This is a genomic window from uncultured Campylobacter sp. (assembly GCF_938045405.1).
Lineage (GTDB): Bacteria > Campylobacterota > Campylobacteria > Campylobacterales > Campylobacteraceae > Campylobacter_B.
Map to the genome: position 1 here is coordinate 1 of NZ_CALIMW010000031.1, position 13388 is coordinate 13388.

Below are 13388 nucleotides of genomic sequence, written 5' to 3' on the forward strand. Positions count from 1 at the left end.
ACCAGCGCGCCTAAATTCATATCGCCGCTGATACCCGCGCTCGCGTCGTAATATAAAATTTTAGCCAAGCCTAGGCCTTAGGCACCGTCATCGAGCCAAACGGCAGGATTATGATCTTCGCGTCCGCGCCCTTTTGCGCGAGTGCGTCGTCCACGGCTTTTTGCAGGTCATGATACGGCTTTAGGTGTACGGCGCGCATCTCATCGTCGCTTAGATCACTCACCGCCCAGGTCTGCGCCCAGAGCGAGATTTCGGCCATCTTAGCGGCCTTGTGATAACCGAGCTTAAAGCCAGCGCTGATCTTTTCGAGCACCTTTTTAGGCGTGTCGGCGGATGCCATCAGATCAAAAAACGGCTTTGGTCCGATGCCCGTGCGGCATTTTGCGACCATGATTAAAATTCCGTCCTGAGCGAGTGCTAGTTTGCCGTTGTCTAGGGCTTTTTGCGCCTGATAGAGATCGACGTCCATCGGATATGGCGCGACCGAGATCACGATGTCGGCCTTGTGCGGGATATTTACGCAAAAGACCTCGTCGGCCTTTTTCACGCAGTCATAGAAGCTATCGTTTAGATGGCCAGCGCTCGCGTAATATACGCCGTGCTCGCTATCAAGCACCGTCTGGATCGAAAAAACGTCGATATGCGCAAGAACTTTCATCGCGTCGATCATATCCTCGTGCACTGGGTTGCCCTCTAGTCGCAGAGCTTGCGCGTCAGCGCTAAGAGCTAGCTTGTGGTTTTGCGTGATGCTCTCATACGACGCAGTACCCGGCAAAAATGCCTTTCTGCCGCCCGTGTAGCCCGCGAAATAGTGCGGCTCAACCGAGCCTATGACGATTACTTTTTTGGCTTCTGCCACGATTTTGTTTAGATACATCTGCGTGCCGTTTTTGGACTCGCCTAAAAATACCATCTCGTCGTGCTTGGAGTCGTGATCGTGAACTTCGTTTTTGGCTCTGATTTCCGCGTAAATTTCTTTGCCGAAGATCATCTCGTACTCATCGAGCGTACCCTCTCTGTGGCAGCCGGTGGCGATGATGAAAATTTTATTTTTCTCGCGGATTTTCGGGTAAATTTGCTTTAAAACTTTTGCCGTCGGCGTAGGTCTCGTGCCGTCGTTTACGATGACGACGATCTTTTCATCGCCCGCGATAAACTCGTCAAAGCTTTTTTGATTTATCGGATTTGCTAGAGCCTTTGCGATGAGCGCCGTTTCGTCAAATTTAGCCACGGGGTTTGGATCGAAAACGCCGAGCAAATTTTTCTCGTTTATCTCTAAGCTTAGATGATCATCTTTGCCGTATGCGATAGGGATTTGCATATCTGCCTCCTGTGTGGAATTTGGCGGGATTATAACGTAAATTTTATTTAAAACGAATTAGCCTAGAGCGGGTTATGAACGGAATTTAGAAAGCTTTAGAATTTAAAAATTTAGAGTATTTAAAATTTCAAAATTTTATAAAATTTTAAAAAGCCGCTGGGATTTGAAATTTAAAGCTCGCGAGTGTTGAACTCGCGAGCATATAGCTATTATAAATAGCCGTAAATATGAGCGAAGATAAAACCCATCGCGCATGAAGTAAGAACGCCTATTAACCCAGGGAAAATGAAGCTGTGGTTGATGACGAATCTGCCGATGTGCGTAGTGCCGGAGCGGTCGAACTGGATCGCCGCAAGATCGCTCGGATAGGTAGGTAGGATATAGTATCCGTAGCAAGCAGGTGCAAACGCAATAATAAGACCCGGATCGATACCGATGCTAACCGCTAGCGGTACGAAAGTAGCAACCGCCGCCGCTTGAGAGTTAAGGAATTTACTAATTAGCAGCGAAACGATGACATATGTCCACGGATACGCCATAACGACCTTACCTAGCGACGCTTTTAGCATTTCGATATGAGCAGTAAACATAGTCTCTGCCATCCATGAAATTCCATAAATGGCTACGAGCGCGATCATACCGCTATGAAAAATTTCGTTTTTAGCGATATTGCCCGCTTTTATGCCCGAAGCGATCATCATGATGGACGCCGCTAGGAGCATGAAAATTTGAATGGTTAAGACCATATTTAAATTTGTGGTCTTTTTCATAGTATCTTTTACGACAATGCTTGCGTTTGCGATACTTTCGCTCTTATCGCCTGTCGTGATGACGACGTTTCCGTCTTGAGAGACGATGCTTTGAGTAAGCTTTTTATCTTTGTCATAAATTTCGACGCTATTAAATTTCGTCGCATCTTTGGCTTTGGACTCTTTGACGTTTGAGACGACCTTACCGCCGTCCACCATGGAGATAACCTGACCATCTTTAATCGTGATATTTTTGACCGTTTTTTTATCGACGATGATCTCTACGGATTTGCCCGGAACATTCTTAGTCCACGCAGGGCGCAAGCTTTTTTCGTAACCTAAAACCGCAACTAGCGCAATAGTGGCTAAGAATATCCACATGCAGATCCACTTAATCCTAGGAAGCTTTTGACCTAACAAGGTCGTGCTTTCGCCGTAGATATATTTTTTCTGCTCTGGATCTTTGATCTTTTCTTGAAATTCCGGATCTTTATCTAGATCTTTACCTCTAAAAATCGACCACGTTCCGATTGCAAGCATACCGATGAAAGTAGAAGGGATAGTGAGTTTTAGCAGATCCAAATACGTACTAAAGCCCTCAATATGCACGCCTTGGCCTAGTAAGATCGCGACCATCGAAACGCCGGCAACCGAAACGGGGCTAGCGATGATAGCAAGTTGCGAGGAGATCGTAGAAGCAGCCATCGGGCGCTCAGGGCGAATCCCATTTTTAATAGCTACGTCATAGATGATCGGAAGCAGCGTATAGACGGTGTGTCCCGTTCCGCATAAGATTGTAAGCGTCCACGCAACAGTTGGAGCGATGATACAAACCATCTTCGGATGCTTACGAAGCAATTTCTCCGCTATTTGAAGCATTACATCAAGCCCTCCCGTAGCCTGTAGCGTTGCACTTGCTACGACAACTGCGAGGATAGTTAAAATAACGTCCACTGCCGGCTTACCCGGCTCTAATCTAAATCCAAACACTAAGATCACTAAGCCTATACCGCCTAGAATTCCCAGCGCCATACCGCCTTTTTTAGCACCATAAAACAAACAGCCCAAGACTATAATGAGCTGCAAAAAGAATTGAGTGCTTTCAGACAAACTTGTCAGAAACTCCATAGTTTCTCCTTCAGTAAAATTTAAAACAAACTTTGGCGATTATACTAACTTTTTATTTAAACAAAATTAAAGGAGCGTTGCGAATTTTAAAAATCTGTCAAAATAAAAATTTACTGAAATTATAATTTTAAAGCGGAATTTATATAGCAAAAATGCGAAAAATAAAATTTTACTTAGAGCTATTTTTATATCGTAGAATTTCGTAACTTTTAAGAAATCTTAGAATTTCATTATAGCTCAAGCTTTAAACCGATTTTTAAGCCTTGGGGGAGTATCATTTCGCAAAGAGTAAATTAAGATGAATTTTAAAAAATTTTGTATTGCCTTTTTGATTTGTTTATCGCAGATAGCAGCAGCCGGCAGCTTTGATCTAAATGCCACGCTGCGTCTGGGTGCATTCGACGCAAGCTCGCACCGACTGCTTTTATGCGGCAGTGGCGGCGAGCTTAGGATGTTTGATACTGCTAAATGGAATGTGGAGTTCGCGCAAAAATACAGCGATAACGAAATCACGGCTCTAAATTTTAAAAACGGCAAAATTTATCTAGCTTGGGGCGGAGCCGAAATCGCGGTACTAAACGACAGATTAAAGTTTTTAGGCGCGCTTAAGACGGGGCGTAGCGGCACAGCCCAAATAGATGCGATCTATGCCGAAAAATACGCAATTTACGCGGTAGTAGATAAGAATCAACTAATAAGATTAGACGAAGACCCTGATAACAGCGCGGATGGCGGCTACGCCCCAGGTGAGAATTCCACCGCAAACGGGCAATCTTTAAATAGAAATTCCGCCCCCAACGGGCTGCGCGGAATTTCGCCTAATTACGGCAGGATCAATGCCGTTAGCCTAGGCGCTAACGGACTTTGCGTCGCAAGCTGGAACGGCGTAGCCTGTTTTAGCGCAGATCTCGTCGCGACTAAATTTAGCGGCATCGATGCAGCGCCTAATCGCGCCGCGCAGGGAGAGCTTGGTGGCGTGAAATTTAAAGATGCAGAATTTAATAGCACGAGAATCGTGCAAGGCTCCGAGCAAAACGAAACGAAAGCTAGCGGCGCAAAGAACGCGGAATTTCAAAGCTCAGAATTTAAAGGCGCAAAATTTCAAGACGAGGAGCTTAAAACTCAAAGCGAAATTTCAGCCGAAGCTGGCGATAAAAATTTAAGCGGCTCTATCGCCACTGCTCTTGCAGACTGCGACGGGACGCTGTTTGCAGGTGACATAGAGGGGAGCTTTATGAATTTAAAAAGCGGCGAGCGCAAAAGCGTGGGCTCTTGGATCAAATCCATCGTGTGCGCCCGCGGCACGCAGTTTATCGCTACTAAAGATAAAATTTACGAAAATCAAAAAGCAGGATTAAAGGAGGTTGTGGATTTAAAAAGCGAATTTTTAGCGATGTACGCAGACGGGGAAGCGATCCTCGTAGTCAGCAAATCAGGCAAAATTTTAAAATTCTAAGAAAGGATTAGTATGTTAAAAAGTTTCAAACCCGTGCTTTTGGGCTCGGTTTTGTTCGCCGCAAGCGCCCTGTGTGCCGCAGATAGCGACTTAGAGCGCGTGATGAAAGAACGAAATTTAAGTGAAAAAGACGTTTTGGCGGCGGCTAAGACCTATCAGCCGACCGGTCGGAAGGACGATTATATGGTCTTCTCTTCCGGCGGTCAAAGCGGACAGGTGATCGTTTACGGCGTGCCGTCGATGAGGATCTACAAATATATCGGCGTATTTACCCCGGAGCCTTGGCAGGGATACGGCTTTGACGAGGAGAGCAAGGCGGTCTTAAGATCGGGCTCCATTAACGGCAAAGAGATCAACTGGGGCGATACTCACCATCCAAATTTCAGCGAGAAAAACGGCGAGTATGTGGGCGATTATCTCTTTATCAACGATAAGGCGAACCCAAGAATCGCGGTTATAAATTTATCCGATTTCGAGACTACTCAAATAGTCGTAAATCCCGTAATCAAAAGCGATCACGGCGGCTCTTTCGTAACGCCTAATACCGAATACGTCATCGAAACCAGCCAATACGCAGCCCCTTTTGATAACGACTGGCACCCGATCGAGGAGTATCAAGCAGTCTATCGCGGTGCAGTAACGCTATGGAAATTTGACTACGATAAAGGCAAAATCGACGTAAATAAATCCTTTTCTCTAGAGCTTCCTCCATATATGCAAGATCTAAGTGACGCAGGTAAGGGCGAGAGCTTCGGCTGGGCGTTTACCAACAGCTTCAACTCCGAAATGTACACAGGCGGCATCGAAAAGGGTCTGCCTCCGATGGAAGCTGGCATGAGCCGCAACGATACCGACTACTTGCACGTTTATAACTGGCAAATTCTAGAAAAACTTGCTCAAGATAGCAAAAACTATAAGGTCGTAAACGGACACAGAATCGTTACAATAGACGCCGCTGTAAAAGCGGGAGCGCTATTTTTGATCCCTGAAGCCAAATCCCCTCACGGCGTTGACGTTAGCCCTGATGGTCGCTATATCATCATCGGCGGCAAGTTAGATACTCACGCTAGCGTTTATGATTTCAAAAAGATCAAAGAGCTAATTGATAAGAAAGAATACGCGGGCAAGGATCCATACGGAATTCCGATCCTAGATATGCAAAAGACGCTTCACGGACAAGCAGAGCTTGGTCTTGGACCTTTGCATAATACCTTCGATTCGCAAGACGGCGTAATCTATACATCGCTTTACGTCGATAGCCAGATCGTAAAATGGAACTACAAGACGCTAAAGGTTTTAGATAGGATCAACGTCCACTACAATATCGGACACCTCGATTCTATGGAGGGCAAATCCTCAAAACCGGTCGGCAAATACGTAATCGCGCTGGATAAGCTTTCGATCGATAGATTTAATCCTATCGGACCGCTTCATCCGCAAAACCACCAGCTGATCGACATTACAGGACCTAAAATGGAGATGCTTTATGATCTTCCTATCGGTCTAGGTGAGCCGCACGACGTAGTTTCTATCGCAGCTAGTAAGCTTCATACGAAACCTACCTATACTATGGGAACAAACTCTCGCACCGGCAAACAACACCCTGCTATGACGCTAGCGGGTCAGGAGCGCATCGAGCGCGACGGCAAAAACGTAAAAGTCTATGCTACGGCGATCCGCAGCCATATTAATCCTGAGCACATCGAGGTTAATAAGGACGATAACGTAACGATCTATATGACAAATTTAGAGCGTGCCGAGGACGAAACTCACGGCTTTACGGTTGATGATTACGATTTGCATATGTCACTTGAGCCAGGTAAGACTGCGAGCGTAAATTTCATCGCAGATAAAGAGGGCGTATTTCCTTTCTACTGCACGGAATTCTGCTCTGCGCTGCACCTTGAGATGTTCGGATATCTATACGTAAAAGATCCGAATAAAAAATACACTTCAGCTAAAGCGTCTATGCTAAAAGCTCTTAGCCCAGAGGCTCTAAAAGCCGAATACGACAAGGTAGTAGCTACAAATAAAGCCACCGACGACGTTATTCAATCAGTCGTTAAATTCTTAAAAGAGAAAAACTACGAGAAATATCCTAAGGTCAAGGCTTTAGTCGATGATGCGCTAGATCAATACGGCAAAATTCCTGAAACCAAAGCCAAGGCAGACGCCGCGGTAAAAGCGGGCGATATGAACGGCGCGATACTTTGGGAAGGTCAAGTTTGGCAGTATCTAGTAAAAACCGCAGATGTCGGACTTCGCGCTAAAAACAACCTAATCCGTGAGCTCTCCACTCCTATGAGCGAAGCTGCATCTAACGGCGAAAAAGCCTACCTGCGCGGAGGCTGCAACGGCTGCCACGTCATCGGTCAAGTAAGCTCCGGTCCTGATCTAACGGGCGTCCTACTTCGCCACGAAAACGGCGAGAAGTGGGTAGCCGATTTCATCAAAGACCCTGCTAAATTCTACGAAGACGACTACGTTAAGGCAATGATAAATTACTTCAACCTTCGCATGCCAAATCAGCATATGAAAGACGAAGAGATCAAAGACATCATCGAATACCTAAAATGGGTCGATGAGAACGCGGGCCTTAACTAGCCCCACTCTCCCCCGCAAGGGGGAGAATTTAAAGGAGATGAAATGCCAAAATATAAAATTTACGCGATTTTAGCGCTGCTTATTATGACGGTCGCTTTTACCATCCCTACGCTAGGATTTTTCAAAGTCCAAGGCAAAATCGTATCGGGGCAGGTTAGCAGCGTCTCGCAGCTGCCCGCATACTCCGCACCGATATGGAATTTTTATACAAAAGCATCGTATAAAAATCACCTAATTCCTAGTGATGTTAAAAATGATCTAGGCGCGATGCTGGAGCATAAATTTGAAGTGGGCGTACCTAGCATACCGGTGTGGAAAATTTCACTTGAAGCGCCGAACTATCCAAAAGAGGCTTTCCCCGATGGAATTCCACTTTACGTCCACGTAGACGGCTTTAGCGGCGATATCAGCGAGATGAACACCCTAAATCACTATATCGGCATGTATCCCGTCTGGCGCGGCGGCACGCTCGAGCACTCGCTATCGCCATATTATCTCATAATTGCGACGATAGGAATGCTCGCGTTTTTATACTACGACGGCAAGGGGCAGACTCTGCTTATGATCTTGCCGATCATTGCGCCGCTTATTTTCATCGGCTGCTACGTGGGTTGGCTCTATTGGTTCGGGCACAATCTGCAGGATTGGGGAGCGTTTAAAATAAAGCCTTTTATGCCTACGGCGTTCGGCGACGGCAGCGTGGCGCATTTTACTACCCATTCATATCCGGCTCTTGGCTTTTGGCTGATGCTAGCCCTGTCGCTGCTATCGGCGTTAGCTCTACTATCTAAGAAAAAATTCCTACGAGAGCATAGATGAGGCTTTTGCTTCTAGCATTCTCGCTCGCGCTAAGCTTAGGCGCGGGCGAGCTTCAAGACGCGATCGATAGCGCAAAAGCGGGCGATATTATAGAACTAGCCGCGGGCGAGTACCACGGCAATATTTTAATCGATAAACCCCTTACTATCGACGGACTAGACCGCTCCGCCGTGATCATAGGCGATCGCAACGCAACGGTCATCCGCGTCCGCTCTCCGCATGTTACAATCAAGAATTTAACAATTCAAAACGGAGGCTTCGAACATCTTAGCGAGGATGCGGGCATCAACGTAAGCGACGTAAACAGCGTAATCATAAAAAATAATCTCATCAAAGACGTGCTCTACGGCGTCGTGCTAAGCAAGGCAAACGACGTAACGATCGAGGGCAACGAAATTTCAAGCAATACCTACCGCACGAGTTTTAAAGGCGACGGCATCAAGCTTTGGTATTCCAATGCCAATAAAATTTTAAATAACGACGTCCACAACGTCCGCGACACCGTTTTTTACTTCTCAAACGGCAATCTCGTTGCGGGCAACAAAGGCCACAGCTGTCGCTATTCGCTGCACTTTATGAACTCCGGGCACAACGTCGTGGAGGATAACTACTACGACGGCAATAGCGTGGGATTATTTTTTATGTTTTCAAGCGATAATATCGCCAGACGCAACGTCGTGCGCAATGCAGACGGCGCTTACGGCGTAGGCATAGGTATGAAGGATAGCTCAAATTTTACGATCACCAACAATAAAGTCGTCTACAACGCACGCGGATTTTATCTGGATCAATCCCCCTATCAGCCGGGCTCACTTAACGTTTTTGAAAACAACGATATCGAATACAACAGCATCGGCGTGCAATTCCACGCCACGCAGCTAAAAAGCGTATTTAAAAACAATAAATTTAAAGGCAATATGGAGATCGTGCTAAACGATACCCCACAATCCAAGCTCTTGCAAAACGAATGGAGTGGCAACTACTTCGACGATTACGACGGATTTGATCGCGATGGTGACGGCTACGGCGACGTTAGCTACAGCTCATACGCCTACGCGGATAGGCTTTGGGCGTATAAACCGAATGTGCGGTTTTTTTACGGCTCCAGCGGGATCGCGCTTTTAAATTTCATTTCCAAGCTCGCTCCGTTTTCAGAGCCTGAGCTACTGCTAAAAGATCCAAAACCTAGGATGAAGCAATGATAAAGAATAGACGCGAAGCGATAAAACTACTCGGCGGAGCGCTCGGAGTACTCGGGGCAGCGAACTTATTTGCGGATGAGAATTCCACAAATTCCGTAAATTTTACGGGCGGCGAAGCGCAGAATTCCGGCGCGTCAAATTCCGTAAATTCTGCGGAGCAAAATTCCGTGCCGAATTCCATAAAACAAAATTCTGCGGAAAATTATAGCGGGGATTCCGCCTCTTTATATCTGCGTCCGCCAGGAGCGCTGGCGGAGCGCGGCTTCCGCAGTAGCTGTATCAAGTGCGGTCAATGCGTGCAGGTCTGCCCCTATCACAGCATCTATCTGCTCGATATTACGCATCTTTTTGACATCGGAACCCCGGTCATCGACGCCAAAGAGCGGGGCTGCTATCTTTGCGGCGCGCTTCCTTGCGTGCTCGCCTGTCCAAGCGGCGCGCTCAGCCACGAGACGAACGAGCCTAAAAAGGTTGCGATGGGTATCGCCATGATTAAAAATTTAGACGCCTGTTTGGCGTATCGCGGACAGACTTTAAAGTCTAGCGATCTGCGCCTAAAGCCCGCCAAGACCGAGCAGGAGCGCGAGCTAAACTCAGCGCTGGCGGCGAAAGAGGGCAAGGTCTGTGATCTATGCGCGTCGCTGTGCCCTTACCCGCAGCCGCTTGATGCCATTGCGATGATAGAAGCGAATGATCATTTCGCTCCGCAGATCCGCAGCGCTTGCGTCGGATGCGGTGCGTGCGCAGAGCTCTGCCCGGCGCGTATCATCGAGATAATCCCGCGGGCGGATTACAAATCAATCTATGAAGGAAAACAATGAAAAACTCTATTAAATTCCGCCTCTGCTCGCTAGCTGCGGCGCTTTTGCTGTGCGGCTGCGGAGATGACGGCGATTCAAGCTCTGCCGCCGCAAATTCTGCAGGGCAAAATTCTGCGGATCAGAATTCCGCGAGTGTAAATTCCGCATCGCAGAGCGTGGAACAAAATCATACTGCAAAGCCTCGCATCAGCGTTAAAAGCGGCGAAGCGCCCAAGAAGGACGATAAGTTCGTAAGCTACGATTTTTACGGCGAACGAAAGGTAAATTTTAATCTAAACGGCGACGTGAATGAAACGACCAAAAATATCGTGGCGTATTCAAGCATCAAAAACCAATACGAAAAGCTAAATTTCGACCTTATGAAAAAGCGCCTTGGGCATGATTTTATCCTGCGCTGCTCGGCGTGCCACGACGACTACGCCAACGGCATCATCGGTCCGTCGCTTCTGGATAAAACCGACGCGCAGATCGTGGATATGATTAAAAAGTATAAATTCAAAGAAAAGCCTAATCCTCTTATGGTGCAGCTCGTAAACGGCATGAGCGAGCAGCAGATAGAGACGATGGCGAAAGAAATTTACGAGTTCAACAAACAATTTAAGGAGCAGAAATGAAACCGGGCAAAATTTTAGCTTTGATTTTGGGTGTAGCACTGATCGCGCTGATGATCTTTATGGCTAGTTCGGACGATTCTAGCGCGCCGCAGCAAGAAGTCAAGCCGCAGGTGCAAGCAAAGCCTGCGCCGCAGAGCAAAAGCGTCGATCTCATCGACGATAAGGACGTAAAAAATATTAAAATTTTAGAGCAAAGCGTCAAAGAGCGCGATTTTAAGGTTAGTAGCTCCTATCTGGTAAGCTGCGCGCCCTGCCACGGCGATGACGGACGCGGCAAGATCGCTCCGCCGATCGGAGGCAAGAGCAAGGATCAAATTTTAGCAAGCCTCAAAGATTATAAAGCGGGTAAGATCAAAAACAGCCTGATGAGCGGACTACTAACCAACGTAAGCGACGAGAGCCTAGATAAGCTCGCGGATGAAATTTCAAAATTTAAAGAGTAGCTCTTGAATAAATATAATTCGCGATGCACGATCAAGAACACGAGCTTTTTCTCGACCTTCGCGCTTAAAAATAAAAGTGGCAAATGGCGTCCCAGCATTCGGGCTCTGCGCTACGCTACGGTATTTTTAGTGCATCTACTTTTCGTGCTTTCCTTTCGCGCGGATATTCAAATTTTAGAAGGCGATATCAGCGGCTCGCGGATTCTTGGCTTTCACCTAGCAGATCCTTTCGCGACTCTTGAGGTGATCGCCGCGCACAAGGATCTACCGATAAATCTACTCATCGGCTCGGGCACCATTTTGCTGTTTTATTTCATCGCGGGCGGCAAGGCGTTTTGCTCGTGGATCTGTCCTTACGGAGCGCTTAGTGAGATCGGCGAAAAGCTGCATAATACGCTAATTTCAAAGCACGTCATCAAGGAGCGCTCATTGCCTCGCGGTATGCGATATGCGATCTGGGCGGTGTTTTTGCTGCTAAGCGCGATTACGGATCTGCTCGTTTTTGAAATTTTTAACGTCGTGGGAATTTTATCGCGCCTCATCATCTACGGCTTCTCGCTGGCGGGGCTTTGGATCGTTTTTGTATTTTTGCTCGAAGTGTTTTTTAGCAGGCGAGCGTGGTGCACTCATCTATGCCCGCTAGGCAGCACCTATTCGCTTGCGGCGAAAGCGAGCCTTAGCAAGATTACTTGGGATAAAAGCAGGTGCGATCACTGCGGCGTTTGCCAAGACGTCTGCTTCGTCTCGCACGTGCTAGACATCACTAAAAAAAAGGCGTCCGAAAACCTGGGCGATAAGAGCAAATTTATGCTAAAAGGGATCGACTGCACGCTATGCGGACGCTGTATCGACGTGTGTCATCAAGACGCACTCAGTATCGGCAATAAGCTAAAAGATATGATCTAAGGAAGCCTATGATAGAGATTAAAAACGTAAGCAAGAAATTCGGAGATCAATTCGTTTTAAAAGATATCGATCTAAATATCGCGGACGGCGAGCAAGTGCTTTTCGTCGGGCAAAACGGCGCAGGCAAAAGCTCGCTGATGCGGACGATTTTAGGCGAATACATACCCACAAGCGGCAGCGTCGCTATCGACGGATTTGATTCGTTTAAACAGCGTAGCCGCGCACTACGCGGTATCAGCTTCGTGCCGCAAACCCCGCCGCCGCTTAAGCTGAGCCTAAATGAGCTCATCTACTTCGCCGAGCGCACAGCCGACGCAAGCAGAGCGGATATAGTAAAATTTTGCGACGAAATGGAGCTTGATCTGAGTTCAAATTTAAACAAACCATTTCATAAGCTATCGGGCGGTATGAAACAGAAATTTTTAATTGCGCTAGCATTCGGCAGAGCTAGCAAGGCGATGATTTTCGACGAACCGACCGCCAATCTCGATCCGAGCGCGCGCGAGCGTTTTAAGACGCTTTTGCACAACCACGCAAAAGATAAGAGCTTGATCTTTATCTCGCATAGGCTCGAGGAAGTGGGAGGACTGGTAAAAAGAATGATTTCAATGGATCTAGGGAGGATCGTAGATGACAAAAATGTTTAGAGCTTTACTTTGTGCACTTGTTGCGCTTACATTTTTAGGCTGCGGCGATGAGAAAGACTACGGCAATGTTCACTACGACAGAGACGTATGCGAGCACTGCCAGATGGCGATCAGCGACAACCGCTTCAGCGTCGATGTACGCGTGGACGGCAAAAACCACTACTTTGACGACATCGGCTGCTTGGTGGATTTTATGGTTACCAACGACAAACTAAACTGGCTGAAGGACGCCAAAATTTACATCAATGACGCTAGCGGCAACGGCGAGTTTATCGACGCACGCACGGCGCATTTTTACAAGGGCTTTAAAACCCCTATGTCGTTCGGCTGGGGCGCGTTTAAAAACAAGCAAGAGGGCAAGCAAGACTTCAGCTTCGATCAAGTAGTCGCGGCGCTTAAAGCAGGCGGCGGCTCGCACGGCATGGGAATGGGCGATATGGGTCGCGATGCGCACGGCGATCTGGGAAGTATGCATGGCGATATGGACGGCATGAAAGACCCTCACTCCGCAGAGCACGGCATGAGCGAGCCGAAGCACGATATGAGCGGTATGGGGCATACTCACGGCTCAGATCATGGCATGGGCGGCGATGCGGGTAGCACGGCGCACTCTCAAGGCTCGCCGCACGATATGGGGCAGATGCACGAGGGCAACGGCACTGCGCACGATATGCATTC

At 47.5% G+C, this 13388-nt stretch carries 12 protein-coding genes; 10 read left to right on the forward strand and 2 right to left on the reverse strand.

Features of this window, described 5'->3' with window-relative positions; genetic code table 11:
* Positions 1-70: 70 nt before the first annotated feature.
* Both larA and Q0140_RS01155 read right to left on the reverse strand, forming a co-directional pair.
* A complete protein-coding gene (gene larA / locus Q0140_RS01150; protein ID WP_297960761.1) occupies positions 71-1321 on the reverse strand; it encodes a nickel-dependent lactate racemase in 1251 nt (416 codons plus the stop codon).
* Between the two features lie 209 nt (positions 1322-1530).
* Positions 1531-3198, reverse strand: coding sequence for an anaerobic C4-dicarboxylate transporter (locus Q0140_RS01155; protein ID WP_297960764.1), 1668 nt, complete (start codon positions 3196-3198; stop codon positions 1531-1533).
* A 298-nt stretch (positions 3199-3496) separates the two neighbouring features.
* Here Q0140_RS01155 and Q0140_RS01160 point away from each other — a divergent pair, with 298 nt between their 5' ends.
* The 10 genes from Q0140_RS01160 to Q0140_RS01205 all read left to right on the forward strand — a co-directional run.
* Complete coding sequence (locus Q0140_RS01160) at positions 3497-4654, forward strand: hypothetical protein (RefSeq protein ID WP_297960767.1); 1158 nt, start codon at positions 3497-3499, stop codon at positions 4652-4654.
* Positions 4655-4666: 12 nt separating this feature from the next.
* Positions 4667-7258 carry a Sec-dependent nitrous-oxide reductase gene (gene nosZ / locus Q0140_RS01165; protein ID WP_005870833.1) on the forward strand — a complete coding sequence of 864 codons (2592 nt, stop codon included), beginning with the start codon at positions 4667-4669 and terminating at the stop codon, positions 7256-7258.
* A gap of 42 nt (positions 7259-7300) precedes the next feature.
* Entirely contained in the window at positions 7301-8077 is a 777-nt protein-coding gene (locus tag Q0140_RS01170; protein ID WP_297960770.1) for a cytochrome C, read from the forward strand.
* Positions 8074-9279 carry a nitrous oxide reductase family maturation protein NosD gene (locus tag Q0140_RS01175; protein WP_297960774.1) on the forward strand — a complete coding sequence of 402 codons (1206 nt, stop codon included), beginning with the start codon at positions 8074-8076 and terminating at the stop codon, positions 9277-9279. Before Q0140_RS01170 ends, Q0140_RS01175 begins: the two co-directional genes overlap by 4 nt.
* On the forward strand, positions 9276-10100 hold the full coding sequence (locus Q0140_RS01180) for a 4Fe-4S dicluster domain-containing protein (RefSeq protein ID WP_297960777.1): 825 nt from the start codon (positions 9276-9278) through the stop codon (positions 10098-10100). Before Q0140_RS01175 ends, Q0140_RS01180 begins: the two co-directional genes overlap by 4 nt.
* Positions 10097-10714 (forward strand): hypothetical protein, encoded by a 618-nt coding sequence (locus tag Q0140_RS01185; RefSeq protein WP_297926796.1) that lies wholly within the window; start codon positions 10097-10099, stop codon positions 10712-10714. Before Q0140_RS01180 ends, Q0140_RS01185 begins: the two co-directional genes overlap by 4 nt.
* Positions 10711-11157, forward strand: a complete 447-nt coding sequence (locus Q0140_RS01190) for a cytochrome C (RefSeq protein ID WP_297949553.1) — start codon at positions 10711-10713, stop codon at positions 11155-11157. Before Q0140_RS01185 ends, Q0140_RS01190 begins: the two co-directional genes overlap by 4 nt.
* A gap of 3 nt (positions 11158-11160) precedes the next feature.
* Positions 11161-12063, forward strand: a complete 903-nt coding sequence (locus Q0140_RS01195; protein ID WP_297960780.1) for a NapH/MauN family ferredoxin-type protein — start codon at positions 11161-11163, stop codon at positions 12061-12063.
* An 8-nt stretch (positions 12064-12071) separates the two neighbouring features.
* Entirely contained in the window at positions 12072-12710 is a 639-nt protein-coding gene (locus Q0140_RS01200; RefSeq protein ID WP_297960784.1) for an ABC transporter ATP-binding protein, read from the forward strand.
* Positions 12694-13388: hypothetical protein (locus Q0140_RS01205; protein ID WP_297960787.1), on the forward strand; the 695-nt coding region annotated here is incomplete at its 3' end. The genes Q0140_RS01200 and Q0140_RS01205, both read left to right, overlap by 17 nt.

Coding starts and splice junctions, on each gene's coding strand:
- Q0140_RS01170 (WP_297960770.1), top strand. CDS start 7,301: ATGCCAAAATATAAAATTTACGCGATTTTAGCGCTGCTTATTATGACG.
- larA (WP_297960761.1), bottom strand. CDS start 1,321: ATGCAAATCCCTATCGCATACGGCAAAGATGATCATCTAAGCTTAGAG.
- Q0140_RS01185 (WP_297926796.1), top strand. CDS start 10,097: ATGAAAAACTCTATTAAATTCCGCCTCTGCTCGCTAGCTGCGGCGCTT.
- Q0140_RS01155 (WP_297960764.1), bottom strand. CDS start 3,198: ATGGAGTTTCTGACAAGTTTGTCTGAAAGCACTCAATTCTTTTTGCAG.
- Q0140_RS01175 (WP_297960774.1), top strand. CDS start 8,074: ATGAGGCTTTTGCTTCTAGCATTCTCGCTCGCGCTAAGCTTAGGCGCG.
- Q0140_RS01200 (WP_297960784.1), top strand. CDS start 12,072: ATGATAGAGATTAAAAACGTAAGCAAGAAATTCGGAGATCAATTCGTT.
- nosZ (WP_005870833.1), top strand. CDS start 4,667: ATGTTAAAAAGTTTCAAACCCGTGCTTTTGGGCTCGGTTTTGTTCGCC.
- Q0140_RS01190 (WP_297949553.1), top strand. CDS start 10,711: ATGAAACCGGGCAAAATTTTAGCTTTGATTTTGGGTGTAGCACTGATC.
- Q0140_RS01160 (WP_297960767.1), top strand. CDS start 3,497: ATGAATTTTAAAAAATTTTGTATTGCCTTTTTGATTTGTTTATCGCAG.
- Q0140_RS01180 (WP_297960777.1), top strand. CDS start 9,276: ATGATAAAGAATAGACGCGAAGCGATAAAACTACTCGGCGGAGCGCTC.